This window comes from Moraxella sp. HMSC061H09 (assembly GCF_001809255.1).
In the GTDB taxonomy this organism is placed as follows: domain Bacteria; phylum Pseudomonadota; class Gammaproteobacteria; order Pseudomonadales; family Moraxellaceae; genus Moraxella; species Moraxella catarrhalis.
Map to the genome: position 1 here is coordinate 206,378 of NZ_KV796834.1, position 23,270 is coordinate 229,647.

General features: G+C 42.7%; 24 protein-coding genes. 12 read left to right on the plus strand and 12 right to left on the minus strand.

The window, feature by feature from the left end:
• Positions 1-22 precede the first annotated feature (22 nt).
• From bioA to dtd, 5 genes are read left to right on the plus strand one after another with little or no spacing between them, the layout of a single operon-like run.
• Entirely contained in the window at positions 23-1,345 is a 1,323-nt protein-coding gene (bioA, locus tag HMPREF2573_RS01400; protein WP_003666631.1) for an adenosylmethionine--8-amino-7-oxononanoate transaminase, read from the plus strand.
• Positions 1,345-2,544 carry an 8-amino-7-oxononanoate synthase gene (locus HMPREF2573_RS01405; protein WP_042510519.1) on the plus strand — a complete coding sequence of 400 codons (1,200 nt, stop codon included), beginning with the start codon at positions 1,345-1,347 and terminating at the stop codon, positions 2,542-2,544. Before bioA ends, HMPREF2573_RS01405 begins: the two co-directional genes overlap by 1 nt.
• On the plus strand, positions 2,541-3,398 hold the full coding sequence (locus tag HMPREF2573_RS01410; RefSeq protein ID WP_042510176.1) for a methyltransferase domain-containing protein: 858 nt from the start codon (positions 2,541-2,543) through the stop codon (positions 3,396-3,398). The genes HMPREF2573_RS01405 and HMPREF2573_RS01410 overlap by 4 nt, the downstream gene beginning before the upstream one ends.
• Positions 3,395-4,099, plus strand: coding sequence for a dethiobiotin synthase (bioD, locus tag HMPREF2573_RS01415; RefSeq protein WP_003667256.1), 705 nt, complete (start codon positions 3,395-3,397; stop codon positions 4,097-4,099). Before HMPREF2573_RS01410 ends, bioD begins: the two co-directional genes overlap by 4 nt.
• A 12-nt stretch (positions 4,100-4,111) precedes the next feature.
• Complete coding sequence (dtd, locus tag HMPREF2573_RS01420) at positions 4,112-4,564, plus strand: D-aminoacyl-tRNA deacylase (RefSeq protein WP_003663421.1); 453 nt, start codon at positions 4,112-4,114, stop codon at positions 4,562-4,564.
• A 49-nt stretch (positions 4,565-4,613) separates the two neighbouring features.
• On the opposite strand, the gene HMPREF2573_RS01425 is transcribed toward dtd, so the two are convergent.
• Entirely contained in the window at positions 4,614-5,189 is a 576-nt protein-coding gene (locus HMPREF2573_RS01425; protein WP_083297492.1) for an NUDIX hydrolase, read from the minus strand.
• Between the two features lie 134 nt (positions 5,190-5,323).
• On the opposite strand from HMPREF2573_RS01425, the gene HMPREF2573_RS01430 reads away from it, so the two are divergent.
• A complete protein-coding gene (locus tag HMPREF2573_RS01430) occupies positions 5,324-6,106 on the plus strand; it encodes an NUDIX hydrolase (RefSeq protein WP_070472305.1) in 783 nt (260 codons plus the stop codon).
• A 32-nt stretch (positions 6,107-6,138) separates the two neighbouring features.
• On the opposite strand, the gene rsfS is transcribed toward HMPREF2573_RS01430, so the two are convergent.
• Positions 6,139-6,504, minus strand: coding sequence for a ribosome silencing factor (rsfS, locus tag HMPREF2573_RS01435; RefSeq protein ID WP_003656829.1), 366 nt, complete (start codon positions 6,502-6,504; stop codon positions 6,139-6,141).
• Positions 6,505-6,536: 32 nt separating this feature from the next.
• Positions 6,537-7,301: a nicotinate (nicotinamide) nucleotide adenylyltransferase gene (gene nadD / locus HMPREF2573_RS01440; RefSeq protein WP_003656827.1), complete on the minus strand. Its 765-nt coding sequence runs from the start codon at positions 7,299-7,301 to the stop codon at positions 6,537-6,539.
• 72 nt (positions 7,302-7,373) lie between these two features.
• Here nadD and uvrA point away from each other — a divergent pair, with 72 nt between their 5' ends.
• Both uvrA and ssb read left to right on the plus strand, forming a co-directional pair.
• Positions 7,374-10,247, plus strand: coding sequence for an excinuclease ABC subunit UvrA (gene uvrA, locus HMPREF2573_RS01445; protein ID WP_003672820.1), 2,874 nt, complete (start codon positions 7,374-7,376; stop codon positions 10,245-10,247).
• A gap of 161 nt (positions 10,248-10,408) precedes the next feature.
• Positions 10,409-11,131, plus strand: a complete 723-nt coding sequence (ssb, locus tag HMPREF2573_RS01450) for a single-stranded DNA-binding protein (protein WP_042510179.1) — start codon at positions 10,409-10,411, stop codon at positions 11,129-11,131.
• Between the two features lie 91 nt (positions 11,132-11,222).
• Here ssb and HMPREF2573_RS01455 read toward each other — a convergent pair whose 3' ends face one another.
• Complete coding sequence (locus tag HMPREF2573_RS01455) at positions 11,223-12,374, minus strand: glutathionylspermidine synthase family protein (protein ID WP_013107674.1); 1,152 nt, start codon at positions 12,372-12,374, stop codon at positions 11,223-11,225.
• Positions 12,371-12,916: a hypothetical protein gene (locus HMPREF2573_RS01460; RefSeq protein WP_003656286.1), complete on the minus strand. Its 546-nt coding sequence runs from the start codon at positions 12,914-12,916 to the stop codon at positions 12,371-12,373. Before HMPREF2573_RS01460 ends, HMPREF2573_RS01455 begins: the two co-directional genes overlap by 4 nt.
• 198 nt (positions 12,917-13,114) lie before the next feature.
• On the opposite strand from HMPREF2573_RS01460, the gene HMPREF2573_RS01465 reads away from it, so the two are divergent.
• The 3 genes from HMPREF2573_RS01465 (at position 13,115) to ccmE (ending at position 14,715) form a co-directional block, all read left to right on the plus strand.
• A complete protein-coding gene (locus tag HMPREF2573_RS01465) occupies positions 13,115-13,924 on the plus strand; it encodes a heme ABC transporter permease (RefSeq protein ID WP_003656293.1) in 810 nt (269 codons plus the stop codon).
• Positions 13,924-14,124: a heme exporter protein CcmD gene (gene ccmD, locus HMPREF2573_RS01470; RefSeq protein WP_003656294.1), complete on the plus strand. Its 201-nt coding sequence runs from the start codon at positions 13,924-13,926 to the stop codon at positions 14,122-14,124. The genes HMPREF2573_RS01465 and ccmD overlap by 1 nt, the downstream gene beginning before the upstream one ends.
• A gap of 69 nt (positions 14,125-14,193) precedes the next feature.
• The gene (ccmE, locus tag HMPREF2573_RS01475; protein WP_003672821.1) at positions 14,194-14,715 is read left to right on the plus strand and encodes a cytochrome c maturation protein CcmE; all 522 of its coding nucleotides are present in this window, start codon (positions 14,194-14,196) and stop codon (positions 14,713-14,715) included.
• Positions 14,716-14,784: 69 nt separating this feature from the next.
• Here the strand turns inward: ccmE and HMPREF2573_RS01480 are convergent, their stop codons facing one another.
• From HMPREF2573_RS01480 to HMPREF2573_RS01505, 6 genes are all read right to left on the minus strand, one after another.
• Positions 14,785-15,615 carry a MetQ/NlpA family lipoprotein gene (locus tag HMPREF2573_RS01480; RefSeq protein WP_003656298.1) on the minus strand — a complete coding sequence of 277 codons (831 nt, stop codon included), beginning with the start codon at positions 15,613-15,615 and terminating at the stop codon, positions 14,785-14,787.
• Between the two features lie 175 nt (positions 15,616-15,790).
• Positions 15,791-16,480, minus strand: a complete 690-nt coding sequence (locus HMPREF2573_RS01485) for a methionine ABC transporter permease (RefSeq protein WP_003665055.1) — start codon at positions 16,478-16,480, stop codon at positions 15,791-15,793.
• Positions 16,470-17,516, minus strand: a complete 1,047-nt coding sequence (metN, locus tag HMPREF2573_RS01490; RefSeq protein ID WP_042510180.1) for a methionine ABC transporter ATP-binding protein MetN — start codon at positions 17,514-17,516, stop codon at positions 16,470-16,472. The genes HMPREF2573_RS01485 and metN overlap by 11 nt, the downstream gene beginning before the upstream one ends.
• A 147-nt stretch (positions 17,517-17,663) precedes the next feature.
• Positions 17,664-19,229 (minus strand): sensor histidine kinase, encoded by a 1,566-nt coding sequence (locus HMPREF2573_RS01495; RefSeq protein WP_003656304.1) that lies wholly within the window; start codon positions 19,227-19,229, stop codon positions 17,664-17,666.
• Positions 19,230-19,364: 135 nt separating this feature from the next.
• Positions 19,365-20,087: a response regulator transcription factor gene (locus HMPREF2573_RS01500; RefSeq protein WP_003656306.1), complete on the minus strand. Its 723-nt coding sequence runs from the start codon at positions 20,085-20,087 to the stop codon at positions 19,365-19,367.
• A 194-nt stretch (positions 20,088-20,281) separates the two neighbouring features.
• Positions 20,282-21,286, minus strand: coding sequence for an efflux RND transporter periplasmic adaptor subunit (locus tag HMPREF2573_RS01505; protein WP_070472307.1), 1,005 nt, complete (start codon positions 21,284-21,286; stop codon positions 20,282-20,284).
• A gap of 213 nt (positions 21,287-21,499) precedes the next feature.
• Between HMPREF2573_RS01505 and HMPREF2573_RS01510 the strand changes: the two genes are divergently transcribed.
• Positions 21,500-22,015, plus strand: a complete 516-nt coding sequence (locus HMPREF2573_RS01510) for a cytochrome b (RefSeq protein ID WP_070472311.1) — start codon at positions 21,500-21,502, stop codon at positions 22,013-22,015.
• Between the two features lie 46 nt (positions 22,016-22,061).
• Here the strand turns inward: HMPREF2573_RS01510 and HMPREF2573_RS01515 are convergent, their stop codons facing one another.
• Positions 22,062-23,015 (minus strand): ribose-phosphate pyrophosphokinase, encoded by a 954-nt coding sequence (locus tag HMPREF2573_RS01515; RefSeq protein WP_003656314.1) that lies wholly within the window; start codon positions 23,013-23,015, stop codon positions 22,062-22,064.
• Positions 23,016-23,270: the final 255 nt, after the last annotated feature.

Here is a 23,270-nt window from a genome sequence, read left to right on the forward strand (position 1 = left end):
CAATTTGACTAAGATTTAGGCGATGATTAACGAATTTGATACCGCCCATTTGTGGCACCCTTACACTTCTATGACGAGCCCTTTGCCAGCCTTGCCTGTTGCTTGTGCCAAAGGTTGTCAAATTCATCTACAAGATGGCACGGTACTCATCGATGGCATGTCATCATGGTGGTGTGCCATTCATGGATACAACCATCCTGTTTTAAATGCCGCCATCACCGAACAGCTCACCAAAATGTCTCATATCATGTTTGGTGGGCTGACACACGAACCTGCCATCAAACTTGGGCAATTATTGCTTAGCATTGTCCCAAAACCGCTTCAACACATTTTTTATGCCGATTCAGGGTCGGTTGCCGTTGAGGTGGCTTTGAAAATGGCGGTTCAATATCAGCATGCTTTGGGCAAGACCACCAAAAACAACATCATGACAACCCGCTCAGGCTATCATGGCGATACTTGGAATGCCATGAGTGTTTGCGACCCCATCACAGGCATGCACCAAATTTTTGGGGATGCTCTGCCCAGTCGCATTTTTGTGGATGCACCAACGATTAAGATTGATGACCCTTGGGATGATGCGGCCATGGACGATATTCGCTTGGCATTTAAGAGACACCATAAAAACTTAGCGGCTTTTATCATTGAGCCTATTGTTCAGGGGGCAGGTGGCATGCGGTTTTATCACACAAATTATCTAAGGCAGCTGCGTAAATTATGTGATGAATATGGGGTGTTATTGATTTTTGATGAAATTGCCACAGGCTTTGGGCGGACAGGTCGTCTGTTTGCTTGCGAACATGCCAAGGTAGTGCCTGACATCATGTGTTTGGGCAAGGCATTAACGGGCGGTTATATGACATTGTCAGCTGTACTCACCACAACCAAAGTGGCACACACCATCAGCCATGGTAAGGTGGGTGCGTTCATGCACGGGCCAACATTTATGGCAAATCCATTGGCATGTGCTGTGGCACTGGCAAGTGTTCAGCTTTTATTACAAAGCCCTTGGCAATATCATGTTCGGCGTATTGCTCGGACATGTCGCATGACATTAACCCATCTTAAACAGTTGCCACATGTCGCTGATGTGCGTATTTTGGGGGCGATTGCAGTGGTTGAGATGACAGACCCGGTAGATATGGCAATCATTCAACAAGAATGCGTCGCACGAGGGATATGGATTCGCCCCTTTGGACGGCTGGTTTATCTGATGCCACCATTTATCATCAGCGATGATGAGCTGGCAACTTTATTGCATGAGTTTACCGATTTAATCTGCACAACCTTATCACCCAATTTTAAAAAACAGTCAATGAACCCAATAATCAATGAAGATGAATGATGAATGACCAGTTATTAAATTTTTATGCCGAACAGCTGTCTGCTTTAAAAGCATCGCACAATCACCGCCAATTACAACGCTTAAAACATCAAGGGCAACGCATTGGTGTCAATGACAGCAAGCCTTTGCTCAATTTAGCCAGCAATGATTATTTGGGCATTGCCAGTCAAACATCACTTTATGAAGAATTCTTAGAGCTGCTGCATGAACAGCGTTGGCCGTTTAGTGCGTCTTCTTCTAGATTATTGACAGGGAATTTTGAAAATTTTGAGCGATTAGAGACCAAAATGGCATCATTATTTGGTCGCCCTTGCTTATTATTTAATAGTGGTTATCATGCCAATATCGGTATCTTACCTGCCATTTGTGATGATAAAACGGTGATTTTGGCGGATAAATTGGTTCATGCCAGTATCATTGATGGAATGCAATTGGCTGCCAAACATGGCACCAAAACCATCCGCTATCAACATCAAAATCTCCCCCAGCTTGAAGGATTAATCCAAAAATATCAATCAGATAATGGCATTTGTCGTATCATTGTCGTTACCGAAAGTATTTTTAGCATGGATGGCGATATCACAAATTTATCCCATCTTAGCCATTTAAAGGCACAATACCCAAAGGTGATGCTTTATGTTGATGAAGCCCACGCCATCGGTGTTCGAGGTGGGCGTGGTTTGGGCTGTGTGGAAGAATATGGCGTCATCAATCAAGTTGATTTTATTGTCGGTGCATTTGGAAAAGCATTGGCATCAGTTGGCGGATACTGTATTTGCCATCCCATTTTGCGTGATTATCTGATTAATAAAATGCGTCCTTTGATTTTTAGTACCGCCTTACCACCCATTAACATTGCTTGGAGCTGTTTTATTTTAGAGCAAATACCTTTGATGAACCAAAGGCGTAAGCATCTGATGAAACTTAGTGATGATTTATCAAAAGTGGTTCACTTGGCAAAGCTGCCATGCCCCTCTGCCAGTCAAATCATTCCCATCATATTGGGTGACAATACTCGTACACTAAATGCCGCCGCTGATTTGGGCAGACAAGGTTATCATGTGCTGGCTGTACGCCCACCAACCGTACCAAAAGGACAATCACGGTTGCGAATTTGTTTAAATAGTGCCATTAATGATGATACAATGACAAAGTTTACCCAAGTGCTTACTCAAATCGTCAGAGGTGAGAGTAAATGACAAAATCCGCTTTATCATCAAATCCCAATAAAATCGCCCAAAGATTTTGTAGGGCCCATCAAAGCTATCGCGCTCATGCAACCGTTCAGGCGAAGATGGCAAGACGGCTTATCATCTCTTTAAAGATGGTTAAAGCAAAGATGGTTAAAGCTTGTAATACTAAAAATACTGGCATGCAACCTTATCGGGTCATACAAGATGAACACATATCAAGATTGCTTGAAATTGGCGTTGGCAGTGGTCTTTTAACCGATGCTTTATTTGAGAATTTTAGCGTTGATACACTGTATTTAAATGATTTGTATGATAATATCCAAACCAACGCACTGCCAAAGGATATTGATGCCAATTATCTGATCGGGGATATTGGGATGATTGATTTGCCAAAAACCTTAGATGGTGTGATTTCATCTTCTGCACTGCAATGGATTTATCCGCCAGATGTGCTATTTAAAAGAGTTTTTCAGACTTTAACAGCTGGCGGATTTTTTGCTGCCAGTACTTTTGTTGAGGGTAATTTATCTGAAATACAAGCATTGACAGGGCGAGGGCTACGCTATGATACGCCAAAACAGCTGATGGTGCGTTTAAATCAAGCAGGTTTTATGATTGATGAGTTTAAGGCAGATGAGCAAGTGCTTTATTTTGACTCTCCGATGGCGGTGCTAAGACACCTAAAAGCAACAGGCGTGACAGCAGTTGGCACAGAGCAGGCATGTTGGAGCAAGCAAAGTTTGGCAAAGTTTTGTCAAAACTATCAACAATTTCATACCGATGCAGGTTATACCTTAACTTATCGGCCGCTGCTTTTTGTTGCTCATAAACCAATGAAACCAATGAGTTCGCCTTTATGACCACATTACCCAATCTTCACCAAATGCAAGGCAGCTATTTCATTAGCGGTATTGATACTAACATTGGTAAAACCATCGCAACAGGCCATATCGCCTGCCAGCTTTTAAAGAATGGGCGAACGGTTATCACCCAAAAACTTATCCAAACTGGCAATATCAAGCTAAGCGAAGACATTGCCCAGCACCGACAGATGATGGGCGTGGGTATGTTGCCTGATGATGAGACGCACCTAACAATGCCTTTGATACTAAGCTACCCTGCATCGCCACATTTGGCAAGCAAGATGGATGGCGTATCGGTAGATGTTAGCCATCTTTTGGCATGCACCAAACAGCTGGCAGAGGCTTATGAGATAGTGCTGATTGAAGGAGCGGGCGGTTTGATGGTGCCGATGATGGATGATGTCAAAGGTGGGCTGATGATTGATTATATCGCCAGTCAAAATTATCCTGTGATTTTGGTAAGCTCTGGCAGGCTTGGCAGCATTAACCATACTCTGCTAAGCTTAAACGCCCTAAAAACTTATGGCATATATTTGTACGCACTGGCGTACAATCAAGCCGATGATGGCGATGATGAGATGATTGCAACCGATACCAAACAGTATTTGCAAGAGTATCTCAAAGCCCATCACAGTGATGCCCTTTGGTGGGAGATTCCTAAGTTAAATTCAGCCGACTTTGGCCTAAATTCATTTTAAAAAAGGCAAATAATGAAAGCATTGATACAGCGGGTACACCAAGCACGCGTTGAGGTTTGCGGTGAGGTGGTTGGTGAGATTGATGGTGGGATACTGGCTTATATCGGTATTGGCAAGTCAGATGATGTTAAGCAAGCAAAGCGTTTGGTGGATAAGATATTAAGTTATCGTATTTTTGAAAATACCACTGACGCAGACAAGCTTGGCAAGATGGATAAAAGTGTGGCTGATGTGGGCGGTGGTTTGCTGTTGGTGTCGCAGTTTACACTGATGGCACTGACCGATAAAGGTCGCCGTCCTGACTTTGGGCCAGCGATGCCACCCAATCAGGCAGCACAACTGTTTGATGAGTTGGTTTGTTATGCCAAACAGTATCATACGCCAGTGGCGACGGGTCAATTTGGTGCTCATATGCAAGTGATTGCCCATAATGACGGTCCGATTAACTTTATCTTAGAAGTATAGTATCTTAGAAGTATCATCAGCGTTTTTTGGGACAAAATAACATCATCTTTTATTGTAATTCGTCCACGACAATTTCGTCTAAAGTGATTTGATGAATGGGATAATTGGTAAAATCATCAATGTTCTTGCCTTGGGCGATAATCGCAGCTTTATCCGCCAAATACTGTTCAAGTGTCAAGTGAATCGTGCGAAACGCCAAATCTTGCCAAGGGATATCCTGCTCATCAATCAAGGCACATTCTAAGCTTTCAACACCAACCCCAAATCGCCCATCACAAGATAAGTTGGTCAAATACATGGCATGGATTTGCCCCAAATAAGGCATATCAAATAAGCAGTACAGCTTAGCATCGGTGGCAATAGCGGCAGCTTCTTCGATGGTCTCACGCAATGCACCCTCCATCATGGTCTCACCAATTTCCATAAATCCTGCTGGTAAAGTCCAATAGCCGTATCTTGGCTCAATGGCACGGCGACAAAGCAGAATTTTGTTCTCATGGCGTACCAAAGCCCCGCAAATCATCTTTGGATTGTCATAATGAATAAATCCGCACGCTGAGCAGACGAGACGCTGACGACTATCGCCTTTAGGAATGGTGTAGGTGGCGGCATGTCCGCATTGCATACAGTAGGGCATCGGTCTATAATAAACTGGCTGATTAATGAACACTACCCAAAATTATATGGTAAATGGTAAGGATAGCTTTGATTGTCATGACTGATTTAGTTTAAGTCAATTTCACCAAAAATACAAATGTTATGAACGATTTTTTTAGCCAAATTAAGACGCATGCTGATCCAAATTTCGTCGATAAAACGGCGGTTTATTTGCCACCAGAGCATCGATTCTCTACGCTTAGCCATGCCTTATCTGAGTATCACGGTGTAGATATTTTGTCTTTGACACAAAATAATGATCTGATTGCAGGGGTTGATAGGCAACAACTGAATCAAGCCTATGAACAGTTGCTCATTAACAAGCCACAGCCCCATGCTTGCGTGCTTGTTGCCATTACTGATGAGATTAGCCCAAGGCTATTATTGACTTGCCGAGCAAGTAATTTATCAAGCCATGCAGGTGAGGTGTCGCTGGTGGGCGGTAAGCGTGATAAGACGGATCGGTCTTCTTATGAGGTGGCGACACGAGAGGCATTTGAGGAGGTGGGTCTATTAAGACAAGACAGCACTTTAATTGGATTTTTACCGATGCAAATCTCCAAAAAAGGTCTTTTGGTACGCCCTGTGGTTGTCAGTATGACACCTGCGATAGCAGACAGTTTAATCGCCAGTGAAGATGAAATTCAGCGGTTATTTTGGGCTGATCTGACATATCTAAAAACAACGCCACCCATAGATTATTATTTTGAGCGTCCTAATTTTGGGCGAGCATATTTGCACACACCAGCATGGCTGATTGATGATCGGCAAATTGGTGAGCCTGAAGTGGTGTGGGGATTGACAGGGCGTATCATCGCCAATTTTCTACACATCGGCTATGGGGTGTGCTATCAGTGGTACTATCACCTTCAGGCACACCACTAATTCATGTCTCAAAGGACTAATGTCTCAAAGGTTTAGTCTCTTTGAGCCACTAAGGCTTTGAGTGCATCTGGAGATGACCATAAGCCTTCTAGGTCATAAAATGCCCGTGCTTGTGGCGTCATGATATGTACCACCACCGCACCCAAGTCCACCAGTGTCCAATCGCTGTCTTTATCACCTTCACGGCCAAGCGGCATTAGCCCAGCTTCTTTGGTTGCAGCACCCAATTTATCCGCCAAAGCTTTGACATGGCGTTTACTGGTGGCCTCACAAATAACGATGCGTTCAGCAATTTCGGTTAAATGTTCGATTTCAAGGGTCGTTATGTTTTTTGCTTTTAAGTCATCAAGCGTTGTGGTAACAAGTGCAAGTGTTTGGTCTAAATTCAAAGTCGTCATAATTGATTGATAATTGGATGGATAACTTTTAATTATAGCATATTTTTGAGGTTTTGGTATAAGCCTTCTGTGCAGATATATGCCAAGACGCACTCATCCATCAGCGGTGCAGCAAGCTTAGTGCGACCATCAGCGATTAGGGTGCGGATTTGACTGGACGAGATGTTCATGATGGGTGTGTGATCTAAATAAATCGTATGGTCATTTGCCAAAAATTCATCCAAATTAGTAGTGCACTTTGTTGCTACTGTCTCATCAGCTGGCGTGGTATCGACACGGTCAAATGCCCACAATTTGACTTGGTAAATCAGCTCATCATACGCCTTCCATTGATGTAGATTTGCCAAACTATCGCCCCCAATAATAAAAATTAATCGGTCATCAGGATAAGTGGACTTAAGCTGTCGTATGGTGTCGATGGTGTATATCGGAGGTATCAAAGACAGCTCACGCTCATCAATTGATATATTCATGCCTTTTTTTATCAAGGGTGTAATGGCAAGCTTGAGCATGACGATGCGGTGTGCATGCGATGTCGGTGCGTTTTTAAAGGGATTGCCAGCCGTTGGCAATAGGTGAACGGTTACAGTGTCAGTGGTTTTTTGGTGTATGGTGTCATATGCACTTAGCACCATCTGCAGATGTGCCCGATGAATGGGGTCAAACGAGCCGCCAAGATAAAGTCGTATCATAATCGAATTTTTTAGGTTTTTAATATTGTAATCATTATGAGACAAAAAAGCCAATTTAAACAATAAAACCGTACATGAAATCCATGTATTTATTACAAAACCCATCTGCCAAATGCTTTAAAATATCTAGAAAATCCCCATTTTCTTATTAAATTCTTCTATAAAAAAGGCGTTTTCATGGCTCAAGATAAAATTGCCATCCGTGGTGCACGCACGCACAATCTAAAAAATATTGATGTAGATATTCCACGAGATAAATTTGTGGTGATTACTGGCTTGTCAGGCTCAGGCAAGTCATCACTTGCGTTTGATACTTTGTATGCCGAAGGTCAACGCCGTTATGTTGAAAGTTTATCAGCATATGCTCGACAATTTTTAAGCCAAATGCAAAAGCCAGAAGTAGATAGTATTGATGGTTTATCACCTGCAATCGCCATTGAACAAAAGTCCACCAACCACAATCCTCGCTCAACAGTAGGTACAATTACCGAGGTATATGATTACTTGCGTCTTTTGTTTGCACGGGTGGGTGTGCCTTATTGCCCTGAACATGATGAGCCGATGGTCGCACAAACAGTCAGTGAGATGGTAGATGGGATTATGAGTTTGCCGACTGAGACCAAATTGATGATTTTAGCACCTGTCGTGCGTGAGCGTAAAGGTGAGCATATTGCTTTGCTTGAGCAGTTGCCATCTCAAGGGTTTACACGCGTGCGTATTGATGGGGTGATTTATGAGACCGATGAGTTACCTAGCCTTGAAAAAAATAAAAAACACAGCATCGAGGTGGTGGTTGACCGATTTAAAGTGCGTGATGATTTGGGAAATCGTGTTGCCGAAAGTTTGGAGGTTGCATTAAAACTTGGTAATGATATCGCCATTTTGTATCACATGGATGGTAATCCTGTTGGTGATGATGAGCAGATATTATCTGCTAAGCATTCTTGCCCTGTGTGTGACCGTGCGGTGAGTGAGCTTGAGCCAAGGCTGTTTAGCTTTAATAATCCTGCAGGTGCTTGCCCTGCATGTGATGGCTTGGGTAAGCGTCAGTATTTTGCGGCCGAGCGTATCGTTACCCATCCTGAAAAATCACTGAATCAAGGTGCTATTCATGGTTGGGATAAACGTCATGCGTATTATTTTGGCTTATTATCAACGGTTTGCCGTCATTTTGGCATTGATATGGATATGCCGTGGCAAGACTTATCAAATAAACACCAAGCGATTATTTTAAATGGTTCGGGTAGACAAAAAATTGAATTTAATTTTACCGATGAACGAGGGCGTAAAACGACCAAAAACACGCCCTTTGAGGGGATTTTGCCTTATCTAGAACGCCGTTATACAACCACAACCAGTAATTTGGTGCGAGATGAGTTGGCACAGTATCTATCAGATACCCAGTGCAATGTGTGCCATGGTGTACGCCTAAATGATATTGCCCGCCATGTGCGTGTGGAGGATAAAGCCATCGGTGATATCATCCATCTGCCGATTGGGGAGGCGTGGCAATATTATCAAAACTTAAAAATTACTGGTGCTAAAGGCGAGGTGGCTGATAAGATTTTCAAAGAAATCAAAGAGCGATTGGGTTTTTTGACCAAGGTCGGCTTGGAGTATTTGACCTTGGCACGCTCCGCTGAAACGCTGTCAGGTGGTGAGGCACAGCGTATCCGCTTGGCAAGTCAGATTGGTGCAGGCTTAATGGGCGTGATGTATGTACTTGATGAGCCGTCTATTGGACTGCATCAAAGGGATAATGATCGACTTTTGTCCACTTTAATACAGTTGCGTGATTTGGGCAATACGGTGGTGGTGGTCGAGCATGATGAAGATGCCATTCGGCAGGCGGATTATATTATTGATATTGGCGTTGGAGCAGGCGTGCATGGCGGCCGTGTTGTGGCATCAGGTAGTGCAGAACAGGTTGCCAACACCACAGGGTCGCTAACGGGCGAGTACCTATCTGGCAAGCGACGCATTGAGGTGCCGACTACTCGCCAATTGCCTAAGACCATCGAGATAATCAAAGGTAAAAAAACCATCCAAGAGCCATTATGGATTCATTTGGAGGGTGCAACTGGTAATAATCTAAAAAATGTTCATCTTAGTATTCCGATTGGTGTCATGACCTGCATTACGGGTGTGTCAGGTTCAGGTAAATCCACCTTGATTAACCGTACACTTATGCCATTGGCTGCGACTACCTTAAATAACGCCACCACACTTGCTCCTGAAAAATATGAAAAAATTTCAGGACTTGAGCATTTGGATAAAATGGTGGATATCGATCAAAGTCCGATTGGTCGTACACCGCGTTCAAATCCTGCCACTTATACAGGCGTGTTTACACTGATACGAGATTTATTTACCCAAACGCCAGAAGCCAGAGCGCGTGGCTACAAAGCAGGGCGGTTTAGTTTTAATGTGAAAGGCGGTCGTTGTGAGGTATGTCAGGGCGATGGATTGATTAAAGTTGAGATGCATTTTTTGCCAGATATGTATGTGCCGTGTGATGTGTGTCATGGTAAGCGATATAATCGTGAAACTTTGGAGGTTAAATATAAAGGTAAATCCATCAGCGATGTGCTTGATATGACTGTTGAGGAGGCGATGGGATTTTTTGAACCCATTCCTGCTATTCATCGCCGCCTAGAAGCACTGCATGAGGTAGGTCTTGACTATATCCGTTTGGGCCAGTCGGCAACGACTTTATCAGGTGGTGAGGCACAGCGTGTTAAACTTGCCAAAGAGCTTGCCAAGCGTGATACGGGCAAGACTTTGTATATCTTAGATGAGCCGACAACAGGGCTGCATTTTCATGATATCGCTAAGCTTTTGCATATTTTACACACATTGCGTGACCGTGGTAATACTGTTGTGGTGATTGAGCATAATTTGGATGTGATTAAAACGGCGGATTGGATTGTGGATTTGGGCCCTGAAGGTGGTAGCGGTGGTGGTGAGATTGTCGCCACAGGTACGCCTGAGACAGTTGCCAAAAATAGCCGTTCACATACAGGCAGATTTTTAAAGCCCATGCTTAAGTGAAGCTTACTGGCAAATCAATTGTTCAGTCATTGTATAAATTTACCAAAATTGGATAAATTTACCAAAAATTGATGGCAATTTATCCAAAAATTTCGTAAAGTATACTTAATTTTAACCATTTAATGATTACAATTTATTAAAAAACCAGCAAAGGAAATTTTATGAGTGTTAATAAAGTCATTCTTGTAGGTAATTTAGGTAACGACCCAGAAGTTCGTAATTTTGATAATGGTGGCATGATTGCAACGGTATCAATCGCTACCTCTGAACGCTGGACGGACAGAAACACAGGCGAGCGTAAAGAGCATACCGAATGGCATCGTGTGGTATTTAATAACCGATTGGCAGAGATTGCCTCACAGTATCTGCGTAAAGGTTCACAGATTTATGTTGAGGGCAGTTTACGCACACGCAAGTGGCAGGATACTCAGACGGGTCAAGAGCGTTATACCACAGAGATTCGTGCGGATAATATGCAGATGCTTGGCAGTCGTGCAAGTGGTGATAATGGCGGTTATGCCAATCCTCAAGGTGGTTACGCCAATTCAAATGCCAATCCAAATCAGCAATATCAAAATCAGGGCAATCAAGGCGGACAGTATCCAAATACTGCCTATCAACAAGCCAATCAATTTGGTGGTCAAAATTCATCAGGCTATACGCAGCCTCAGCCAAACCAAGCCTACCCAAATTCAGGCTATCCCCAAGAGCGAGCATCTCAGCCTCAGAGTAGCTCGATGGCACAAAACCATGCTTTTGGGCAACCAACACACATTGAGCAAAATACAGGTATGTCGCCTATCCAAAAGCCAAATACGCCATCGACAAATCAGCCTGTCATCACGCCATCACAGGGCTTATCGGATGATGATATGCCGTTTTAATCGTCAAAGTCATGATTGTTCAATAAAAAAATCTCAAGCCATAATTTGCTTGAGATTTTTTTTATTGATTTTTTGATTGATATTAAGTTAATCAGATAAAGGCGTGTGGGACAAATAAGCTGGTATCTTTGGTGATGAGCGTGCTGTCCTCACGAATGCCAATACCTGCAGCACTGTGACCGATAATCCAACTACCAATGACTGCAAACACATCTTGACCTTGATTGTTGCTAAATTTGGGTAAGGGTTTGGACTCTTGGTAGACATACCCTTCTTGACCATATTGTCCATGCGTTGAGAGTGTTTGATTGGCATGAGTTAAGCTGATATTTGCACCTTCACGAGAAAAAAACGGCTTTTTAACCACATTTGTTGAAATATCGTTTGGATTTAGGCTTGCTGCAAGCAGATTGGGATGATTTGGAAACATCTCCCATAAGACAGTCAATAATGCTTTATTGCTCATCAAGAGTTTATAAGCAGGCTCAATCAGATGAATATTGCTACTGGCAATATGCTGTCCAAATTCTTCAGCAAGTAACCACTCCCAAGGATACAGTTTAAACAGATGGTGAATGATATTGTTATTTAAATCAGTAAATTGACCATCACTCATGCGATAACCAATATTGCCGATATCAATATAATCAGTCTGTAGCCCAGCTTGAATGGCGACATCTTGTAGGTATTGTGTTGTGGTTAAATCCTCAATACTGTCTGAAACAGCGGTTAAATACAGCGTGTCATGACCAAGCATCGGCTTTAATGATTCAAACTCTACAAGCAGTCGTTCATGAATGCTATTAAACTGGTCAGCTCCTCTTAATATACCACCTTGAGCCTGAAGCCAATACCACTGGGCAACGCTTGCTTCAAATAAAGCGGTGGGCGTATCGGCGTTATATTCATAAAGTTTGGGCGGGTTGATACCATCAAAGCATAAATCAAAACGCCCGTATAAACTGGGTGCTTGTCTGCCAAAACTGTCCTCAATCTGCTTAGCGGCGATATCATCAATGCCAAGTCTTGCATAATCGCCAGTTTTTACCACATGGGCAACTGCTTGTACATACATATGATGCAATGTGTTGGTGGCATCTTCTAGCAAATCAATTTGGGATTCGGTAAATACATAGCAGGCATCTTCTTGCCAATAATTACCATCAATGCTGTGATAATTAAAGCCAATGCGTGCCATTTCGCTTTGCCAATCTGGTCGTGGTGCAACAGTGATACGCTTCATGAGGCCGAACCTGTCGCACCGCCTGTCGCACCAAAACCTTGGCGAGTGGTGCCAGCTCGGTTGTCTTGGGTGGCTTGAGCGAGGCTTTGGCGATTGCTGTTGGTGGCTTGTTGGTTATTTTGTGCTGGTTGCTGTGTGGTTGTTGGTGTTTGGGCGGTTTGTGAAGCTTGAGCGGTAGCAGCACGATTACCAGCAACTTTGCTTGCAACATAACCTGCCGCAGCGCCTGCTGCAGCACCTGCCAGTAGGCTACCGACACCGCTACCATCGGCAGAAGTTGCCTTGGTTTCATGGCTGGCATCTGCTTGTGCTTCTTGAGCTTGCATTTCAAGCTCGGCAGCTTGGGCTTGTAAGGCGGCGGCTTGCTCTTGAAGTGCTTGTGCTTCAGCGTTGGTGTATTGTAGAGGTTCTTGTTGTTGCGGCTGATGTTCTGCGACTGTTGGAGATTGGGGTGAACAAGCAGCAATGCCAAGCCCAGCACCACCAAGCAAAACCAAAGAGATGTGACGAGAAGATTTGCGAGTTTTTACAGAATTTGTCATAACTATGCCTAAAATAAAGATGCTTTCTTTCATTATGCCGACAAATGCTTGATTTTACAAGTCGGTGTCGGTAAAACAGCCCTGTAAATATCTGGTTTATCAGCAAATTGTATATGAGCGATGGGGGGTGATGTGATATAATAAGATGTGTTTATATTCTCTTTAATGATTAATAAGTATTCAATAGCTAGGTGATTTATGCCAAAAAACAACCCGGCCCCAAATACAGTTCCCAAAAATGGCGGATTTGTTGACCGCCTGTGGCAAGGGTTTTTAACAACCGTTGGTACTGAGCGATTTTTCTATATTTTTTCACCTTGGGTGAAGTATTTGGCTACAGTCGCCGCCTTGTTGCTTGGCACAGGTTTGGTTTGGGCGCTTGGTTTTGCGCCACCTGATTATCTACAGGGCAACAGCTATCGCATTATCTTTATTCATGTACCCACAGCAAGCCTTGCGATGAGCATCTATTTTGCTTTAAGTGTGCTTGGTGTGATTTTTTTGGTGTGGAAAATTAAGACCGCTAACATCGTCGCCCAAGCAATTGCACCCATTGGATTCATCTTTTGTGTGATCAGTTTATTGACGGGTTCAATTTGGGCAAAACCTACTTGGGGTACTTATTGGGTTTGGGATGCACGCCTAACCTCCATGCTGATTTTGGCGTTTTTGTATGCTGGTGTGATTGCGTTGTTTTCTGCTTTTGAAAGCAGTAGCAACCGTGGAAAAGCAGCTGCCATTTTATCTATCGTGGGTGCGGTGAATTTGCCCATCATCAAGTACTCTGTTGAATGGTGGAATACGCTACATCAAGGTGCAACATTTACCGTTACCAATGCACCAAAAATGAGTGCATCCATGTGGGTACCACTTTTAATTATGATTTTGGGCATGTACTTTATGGTGGCGGCAATTGCTATTTATCGTACCAATTCATTGATTTTGGCTCGTGAAGCCAATAAGGCTTGGGTGATGCGATTGATTAATCAAAGTCAGGAAGGTGTGTGATGACACCATATTTTAAGTCAATGAGCGAATTTATTGCGATGGGTGATCATGGTTATTATGTGTGGCTATGTTATGCATTGACTGTGATTGCTATTTTGGGATTAATTATTTATACCAAAAATGAGCGTAAAGTTACCATCCAAAAACTCAGTCGCCAGCATGCACGCGGACGATTAACCAACAAACAGCGCCGTCAGTAGGTGCTTGGCTGAATTTATCGCTGTAATGAGCATTTGAGCATATGGCGACTTAAACGATGTGGGGGAATAATGAACTCTGTACGACAAAAAAAACTGATGTGGGTGCTGGCAGTGCTGCTGGGTGCTGTCGTGGCGGTCAGTTTAATTTTATATGCCATTCGCAATCAGACAGATTATTATTTTGATCCAACTGCGGTCGCTGCAGGTCAAGCTCCTGAAGCCAAGCGTATCCGAGTAGGGGGCATGGTGGTTGCAGGCAGTGTTCAGCGAGACCCCAGCGATCAGCTGAATATACAATTTAAAATCACCGACTATAAATCTGTTGTACCGGTCAGTTATCGAGGCGTTTTGCCAGACTTGTTTGCCGAAAATTCGGGCATCGTAGCGACAGGTGAGCTACAAGATGGCATGTTTGTTGCTGGTGAAGTGCTTGCAAAGCATGACGAAAATTATATGCCACCTGAAGTTGCCAAGTCGCTTAAAACGCAGCACGCCACTCGTGGTACCGATGTTAATAATGGGCAGTTTGTACCTGCAACACCAATGAGCGAAATTGATGAGCGTAATGCAGTTCAAGATACTAAGCGTTAAAGTATGGCTTTGATGGTTCAATAAAAATCCTCCAACGGTTGGAGGGTTTTTATGGTCAGATCGGTCAGATTACCAGCCTTTGATAACACCATCTTTAAATTGCTTTTTGGCTTCAGCTTCCACTTCATCGGTTTGATAGGCTTTCACAAAGTCTTGGATGGCCTTAGAGTCTTTATTGTCAGCACGAGCGACGATGATATTGACATAAGGCGAGTCTTTATCTTCAACAAAAACGCCATTTTCACTGGCTGTTAAACCTACTTGACCTGCATAGTTGTTATTTACCACTGCCAAGTCCACATCGTCAATTGCACGAGCAGCAACTGAGGTATCCACTTCTTTGATGACCAATTTTTTTGGATTTTCTACGATATCAAGCGTGGTTGAGAATAAGTTGGTATTGTCTTTTAATTTAATTAAGCCTTGTTTTTCAAGTAAAATTAATGCACGAGCTAAGTTTGAGGGATCATTTGGAACGGCGATGGTTGCACCATCTTTTAGCTCATTTAATGTCTTGATTTTGGTTGAATAACCTGCCAATGGGTATACAAAGGTGTTGCCGACGATGACCAAGTTATTTAGGCCTTTTTCTTGGCTGTCTTTTTCAAGATAGGGTTTGTGCTGCATGGCATTGGCGTCAAGTTCACCTTTTGAGACGGCTGAGTTTGGCATGGCATAGTCATTAAACTCAACCAATTCAACGGTCAGGTTGTATTTTTCTTTGGCGACTTGACCTGCTACCTCTGCCACAGCTTGCTCAGGACCTGCCATGACGCCAACCTTGATAGTCTGTGCAGCTGTATCAGATATGGCAGCTGGTTCGTTTGATTGATTGCTGCAGCCTGCCAATGCGATGCCAGATGCCAACGCACAAATACCAAAAATTTTACCAAAATTCATAAAATGACCTTACAAAATAAAATTATATGTTCAAAAATCGCTTAAGTATTGAAAAAAGCTATAAAAACTTATCTATTAAAGCATAAAAGATGAGAAAAGAGCAAGCGTCAATGATGATATTTCATATAAAAATTTATGAAATTTTTTCAATTTTTTATAGACTGATTCAGCATGGCTATCGGTGATCAACTTTGGCTGCCAAGACATCGCCAGCTTTTTGAAAAATCATCACAATGGCAACAATGATGATGGTTGAAATCCACTTGACATATACCATATTGCGATGCTCACCATAGTTAATCGCAAGGCTTCCCAAGCCACCACCGCCAACCACGCCTGCCATTGCAGAATAACCAATCAAAGACACCAAGGTCAATGTGACCGCATTAATCAAAATGGGCAGGCTTTCGGCAAAATAGTATTTGCTGACAACCTGCCAATGCGTTGCACCCATAGATTTAGCAGCTTCGGTCAGTCCTGTGGGTACTTCTAATAAGGCATTGGCACTCAAGCGTGCAAAAAATGGAATTGCTGCCACACTCAAAGGGACGATGGCGGCTGTTGTGCCAAGGGTTGTTCCCACCAAAAATCGTGTGACTGGCATGAGAATAATGAGCAAAATAATAAAAGGAACGGAGCGACCAATATTAATAATAACATCCAAAATTACAAATGCACTGCGATTTTCAAGGATACGCCCTTTATCGGTTAAAAATGCCAAAAATCCCATCGGTAGCCCAACTAAAACAGCGATGGCAGTGGCAGCAAGCCCCATATAGATGGTTTCCCAAGTAGATTGGGCAACCATTTCCCACATTCTTGGGTGCATTTCACTGACAAATTTTGTGACAATCTCATTCCACATAGCCGATAATCTCAATATTGACCCGATGGGTGGTTAAAAATTCTATTGCTTGCATGACCGAAGTGCCTTCACCGATCAGCTCGGCAATGGTAAAGCCAAATTTTATGTCGCCTGCATAGTCCATCTGTGAGGTTAAAATATTAAAATCTACATCAAATTGTTTTGAAGCAAGCGAAAATAATGGCATATCCACTGAATTGCCCGTAAATTCAAAACAAATCACAGGCGACAATCCCAAGGCAGGTTCGGATTTGAGTTGGCTAAGATAGCTGTTTGGCAGACCGATATGAAATGTTGAATGAATGAAGGATTTGGCAAGTGGGGTTTGAGGATTGGCAAAAATTTCACCGACTGTGCCTTGTTCGATCAGCACGCCTTTATCCATCACTGCCACCTTATCGCAAATACGCTTCACCACATCCATCTCATGTGTGATTAATAACATGGTAATGCCAAGCTCTTCATTAATCTTCTTAAGCAAAGTTAAGATAGATTGGGTGGTTGCAGGATCAAGTGCAGAAGTCGCTTCATCGCACAAAAGAACCTTTGGATCAGATGCCAAAGCTCGTGCAATGGCAACACGCTGTTTTTGTCCGCCTGACAGATTGGCAGGGTAAACATCTTTTTTATCGCTTAAGCCAACCAGCTCAAGCAGATCGCCCACTTTACTGGCAATCACTGCTTTGGGGGTGCCTGATAATTCAAGCGGTAGGGCAATGTTTTCAAAAGTCGTACGAGAGTGCAAAAGATTAAAGTGCTGAAAAATCATGCCAATTTTTCGGCGTTGCGTGATGAGTTCATGCTCGGATAAGGCTGTCAAATCCACATCATCGATCACAACAGAGCCTTCACTTGGTCGCTCAAGCAGATTGATGCAGCGGATTAAGGTGGATTTACCAGCACCTGAAGCACCAATGATGCCATAGATTTCACCACTTTGGATGGTCAAATCGGTTGGCTGTACCGCAGTAAAACTCGTCGTTTTACCCTCTTTTTCAATAACAAAATGTTTGCTAACGCCTAAGAGGGTGATCATGGGCGAGAGGGAGTGTGTGGACATCGTTAAATTGCCTTGATCAATGAAGTAAACCCTATATTATATCATACACGAACCAAACATTAAAATGGTGACAATAATGCTTATCAATATTTAATTAATGATTGGTGGGTTTATTCTTAATGTCTAAGACAGTGGTTTTGATTTGGCAGTCAGTGGTAAAATCACCAAAAAGCGTGTATGCCCAAGCCAAGTATCTGTGATGATTGTCCCGTGATGAGCTTCAACAATCTGTGATACCAATGATAGCCCAAGCCCTGACCCCTTTTTTTCTTGTTTTAGGCGTACAAAAGGGCTAAAAATGTCCTTACGCTTATCCTTGGGAATGCCTAAGCCTTGATCGATAAAAGCAAGCACTGCAAAATTTGGCTGATCTGCCTTTTGCTCTTTATCTTTGGGACGAGTTAGACGCTTTAAAAAATCAGTCGGGGTTTTGTTGTCTAAAGCGTTTGCTTCATCTGATTTTGAGTGTAAAATATCGCCATCACCAATGTTACAAAAACTGTCTAGCAGGTACTGAGGGATTGAGGTGGCTTCTTGAATATTGGTGGCGTGATACAGATAAACTTGAACAGGCGGTATGCCATGAATCATGGCATTATTGAGTAGGTTACGCACCAAATGCGTAAGCAATTTTGGCTGAGCCATCATACTCACTGACTCACCGATAAGTGTCGCCTCAGGATAGTGCTGCACTTCTGAGCGAATCAGCTCATACAAATCGACTTGCTCGGTGGCTTGCAGAGCGTGTCCTGCATCCAGCCGAGACACCAACAAAATGCTTTCAACCAAGTCATTTAGCCCTGTTAAATCACGATTCACCGCAGCAGCTCGTTTATCAAATTTGGCTTTTGTAGTTTCATCAAGCTGGCTTGTTAGCATATCCATCATCTCAATTTGTAAGCGAATCCGAGTAATGGGCGTACGAAATTCGTGTGAAGCGTGCGCAAGTAGTAGGCTGTGTGCATCAATCAGCTGTTCGATTTTTTGGGCGGATTGGTTAAATCCATGTGCAAGCACCGCAATCTCATCATTACCCTCTTCGCTGACTCGCACACTAAAATCACCTTCACCCAAGCGGCTCATCTGTCGGCTTAGTTGATTGATTCGCCAAGTAATACTGTGCGAAATCCACCAAAGTACTGCCGACATGATGGTAAATAATAAGACTGTGCCTGAAAATAGATTAAACCATGCCATCAAAGGGCGTTCAGGGCTAAGAATGCGATTTTCGTACCATAAAGAATAGCCAAGTGTGCTATTGACCACAATGTGGGTGGGTGATGGTGCAAAGATTTGGCTAATCCATGGTGGATTAGGCACAAGCGTTTCAGGCAAGTCGGTATTTTCGGTTTGTAGCATCAGCCGCCCTTGAGAATCATACAGCCCAATTTTGGCATTCAAGCTTTCATCAAAAATATCAAAACTTTTTTTGATAACAACCAAAGAAAATCTCGCCTGAAGCAAATTATTTTTAGCTGATAAAGTGTGTGCCTCTGCCAAAAATGGCTCAATTTGATTCATAATTTGACTGGCAATAGCTCGATTTCTGGTATAATCAGAATTATTATGTGCAAATTGTGACAATAGCACAAAAGCAATGGTAAAGGTCAAAAGTGCCAAAAAAACGCTGATAAATAATCGTGCTGAAATGGAGCGAAAACCAAATTTTCCATAATGTACCAAGTTCATAAGACGACCAACTGTTGATTAAATGGTGAATCATGACAACATCACACCAAGTCACTGGGTGGCTAAGCTGATTATCCCAAAAAATGCAGAAAAACCATCAAGCCTATCGCCTGATGGTTTTGGATAACAATAGATTTAAACTTGATCGGTGGCAAACTGATAGCCAACGCCTCGCACTGTGATGATACGCTTGGGCTGGCGTGGATTATCTTCAATCAAAGCGCGTAATCTTGAGATATGAACATCGATGGCACGATCAATATTTTCTGAGCTGTCATCGTTTGGCATGGCTTGCCAAAGCTGCTCACGATTGAGTACTTTGCCAGCATGCGTAGCAAAATAATGTAAAAGCTGAAACTGGTGTGTGGTCAGACGAACGGTCTTTTCATCAATCGTGACCTCATGGCTGTCTGGATAAACCGTCAAACGACCAAAAGTTAGGCTGCCTGAGTTGGTATCTGCTTGATTTGGCGTTTCGTGACGACGCAAGACAGCACGGATACGCGCCAATAGCTCTCGTGGCTCAAATGGCTTGGCAATATAATCATCAGCACCCATCTCAAGCCCTAAGACACGATCGGTAGTGTCCCCCTTAGCGGTGAGCATAACAATCGGTACTTTGTTAATCATGGTATTTTTTGAACCGCGTACTTTTTGGCACACTTCCATGCCATCCATATCTGGCAACATCAAATCTAGAACAATTAAACTGATGTCACGCTCTTTGGTATCCAAAATATCCAAGCCACCTTGACCAGTTGCAGCGTGATGAACTTCATAATAATTCATGGATAGATAATCACTGATCAGCTCCGCCAAATCTGGATCATCTTCAATCAGTAGGATTTGTTTATTCATTTTAGTACCTTTAAATGATAGTGACTCATAGAGCTATCTTGCCAAGTTTTGTCTGTGTTCGCAAGTGTATATTTGTAGTTAAATTGCATAAAAATTGGTCAATTCTCTGAAGTTTAGCAAACAATTTCAAGAATGTGTAACATTTATCTTCCCGTATTTGGTGATATTACGGTCAATATTTTGTATTTGTGGTCTTAGTATACTTTGACTGGCTTATCATGTGCGTCTTTTGGTAAGGGCACTGTGGCAACAAGACTGTCTTCGGTGATACCTTGCACTAAAAATTGCTGAGTTTTGGGACGGTATTCCAAAACTTTTACAGGGGACAGGGACAGTCGGTGGTCTTGTTTTACGACCCAAACATAGCCATCAATCGGAGCATCTGGCTTATGTGGTGGCTTATCAAATCCATCTAACGCTAAGATATTCAAATCGCTGTCATAAACAGCGCTGCTGGGCATCATGACCCCAACTTGGATTTGTCCATAATCAATATGCCCAACCACACGCCGCCCAAGCAGATCTTTGGGCTTTTCATCAGGATTGGGTTCGATGATGACATGTACTTCAATGAGTTTGGGGTTTTGTTCACTGACATTCACTTGGCTAATCTGTCCAACATGAGCAATACCATCAACCCCAAAAGTTACCGCATCGCCCAATTTGGTATCATTCATCAGTGCAGAAGACAAATAGCTGATGAATTTTAATTGAGAAATATCATGAATCTCAATTAATGGCGTATTGGCATCATAGTGCTGATCTGTGTGGGCAAAGACACGATGAACCACCCCATCAAATGGCGCAGGCAGGGTAGTAACTTCGCTGGGCAAAGATTCTAAATGGGTGAAATAACCAAGTAGTGCATCGCCTTTGGAAACCTCATCACCTGCATCAACAAAAATATGCTCAACGATCACAGCAGTATCAAGATTTAATAGGGTCTGATTGGCTGGGATAATTTTACCATCAAAGGCAAAACTTGGCTGATATTTGGACATCTTGACGGTCATGATGCTGTCTTTATTAAGTATGATGCCATCATCAGCAGGTTTGATTATAGGGGATTTTGGGCGGTCATCACTACAAGCACTCATCGCCAACCCCATTGCCAATGTGGTGATGAGACTTGATGTGAACAAACAATGTTTTAAGCATATTTTTGAGAGGTTGGTTGACCGATCTTTATGGGCCGTCATGCCTATCCTTATCCGATTGAGTATTGTATAAACTCATCTTAGCATGATTTTTGATGAAAGTGATAGTATCGCTTTTAATCAACCAAAACTTAACCAACCAAAACTGTCAGTAGGTATGGATACAAAATATCAACAGTTACAGAATATTAGCTTGAAGATATTTTGATAAAATAGATTTGTTTTTAAGTTTTATTTAATTGAGGTATGCCAGTCATGACTCAGATAACCTCTGCTTGTGTGATAAAATATAATTTGGCAGCGCGTATTTTTCATTGGATCGGTGCATTATTGATTGTGCTGGCTTGGTTTTTGGCTCAGCAAGGCGAGGATTATCTTAGCCTGCATAAGTCAATTGGGGTGAGCTTTTTGATTTGGACAATGCTTCGTATTGCCAATCGAGTATTTACCAAAGACCCTACACCACTGCCAGTTTCAAAAATCTATACCGTGATAGCAAATGTGGTTCACCTTGCTTTATATGTGGCGATGATTGTGATGCCTTTGACGGCGTTTTTGGCATCCATGTATGGCGGCTATGGGGTGAATGTATTTGGTATCATCAGTATTTCTGGTTTTAAGATACCCAATACCGAGCTGGCAGATAGGTTGATAGATTGGCATACCGATATTGTGTGGCCAATGCTATTAATCTTTGTGGCGGCACATATCATTGGGGCGTTATATCACCAATTTATCCTAAAAGATCATATTTTATCACGCATGCGTTAAAAAATTCCGCCACTGTTTGGCGGAATTTTTATGATTGGCAAATGGGTTAAATATCATACTCAAACATGGCGCTGATTGACTCTTCATTATTGATTCGGCGTAATGATTCTGCAATCATCGAGGCAATACTGATTTGGCGAATATTCGCACAAGCAGAGGCAGCTTCAGAAAGTGGAATGGTATCGGTAACAACCAGCTCATCTAGGGCAGATTTTTGAATGGTTTCGATGGCTTTACCCGATAAAACAGGATGGGTAATATAACCAACCACACGGCGTGCACCATGGTCTTTGAGTGCTTGAGCGGCTTTACACAGTGTGCCTGCGGTATCAACGATATCATCAACAATGACACAGTCACGACCAGATACATCACCAATAATATGCATCACTTGAGATTCATTGGCACGAGCACGACGCTTGTCAATAATGGCAAGATCAGCATCACCAAGTAATTTTGCCATGGCACGCGCACGCACCACACCACCAACATCTGGTGAAACAACCATTAAGTTTTCATAGTTTTGTTGCTTAAGATCACGCAATAGCACAGGCGTGCCGTATAAGTTATCAACAGGCACATCAAAAAAGCCTTGAATTTGATCGGCGTGCAAATCAACCATCATAATACGGTCAATACCAGCAATCGACAACATATCAGCGACCACCTTGGCAGAGATGGGCACACGAGCTGAACGAGGGCGACGATCTTGGCGAGCATAGCCAAAATAAGGAATCACGGCTGTGATACGACCAGCACTTGAGCGACGCAGTGCATCTGCCAATAAAATAACTTCCATCAAATGATCGTTGGTGGGTGCACAGGTTGGCTGCAGAATGAATACATCTTTACCTCGAACATTTTCTTTGATTTCAACAGCGATTTCGCCATCAGAAAAACGATTGATGTCTGCCTTACCCAAAGGAATGTGCAGATTATCGGCAACGGTTTGGGCAAGTTTAGGGTTGGCACTACCTGAAAAGACAGCCATATATGACATGGTAAAAATCCTATAAAAGCGAATCGAAAGCTAACATAACCAATTGAGATTATATTTTAGCATTTTTGAACCATAATTTGCAGGGGATATGGGGATTTTTGAAAAGTTTTTATAAGACTTTATCGGTTTTTTTGATAAAAAACATCTTGGTTAAATAGAAAAATCTTGGTTAAACTGAATAAAAAAAATTGGGTCAATCACGAATGACTGACCCAATTTGGATATGGCAGAGGTAGCTGGACTCGAACCAACGAA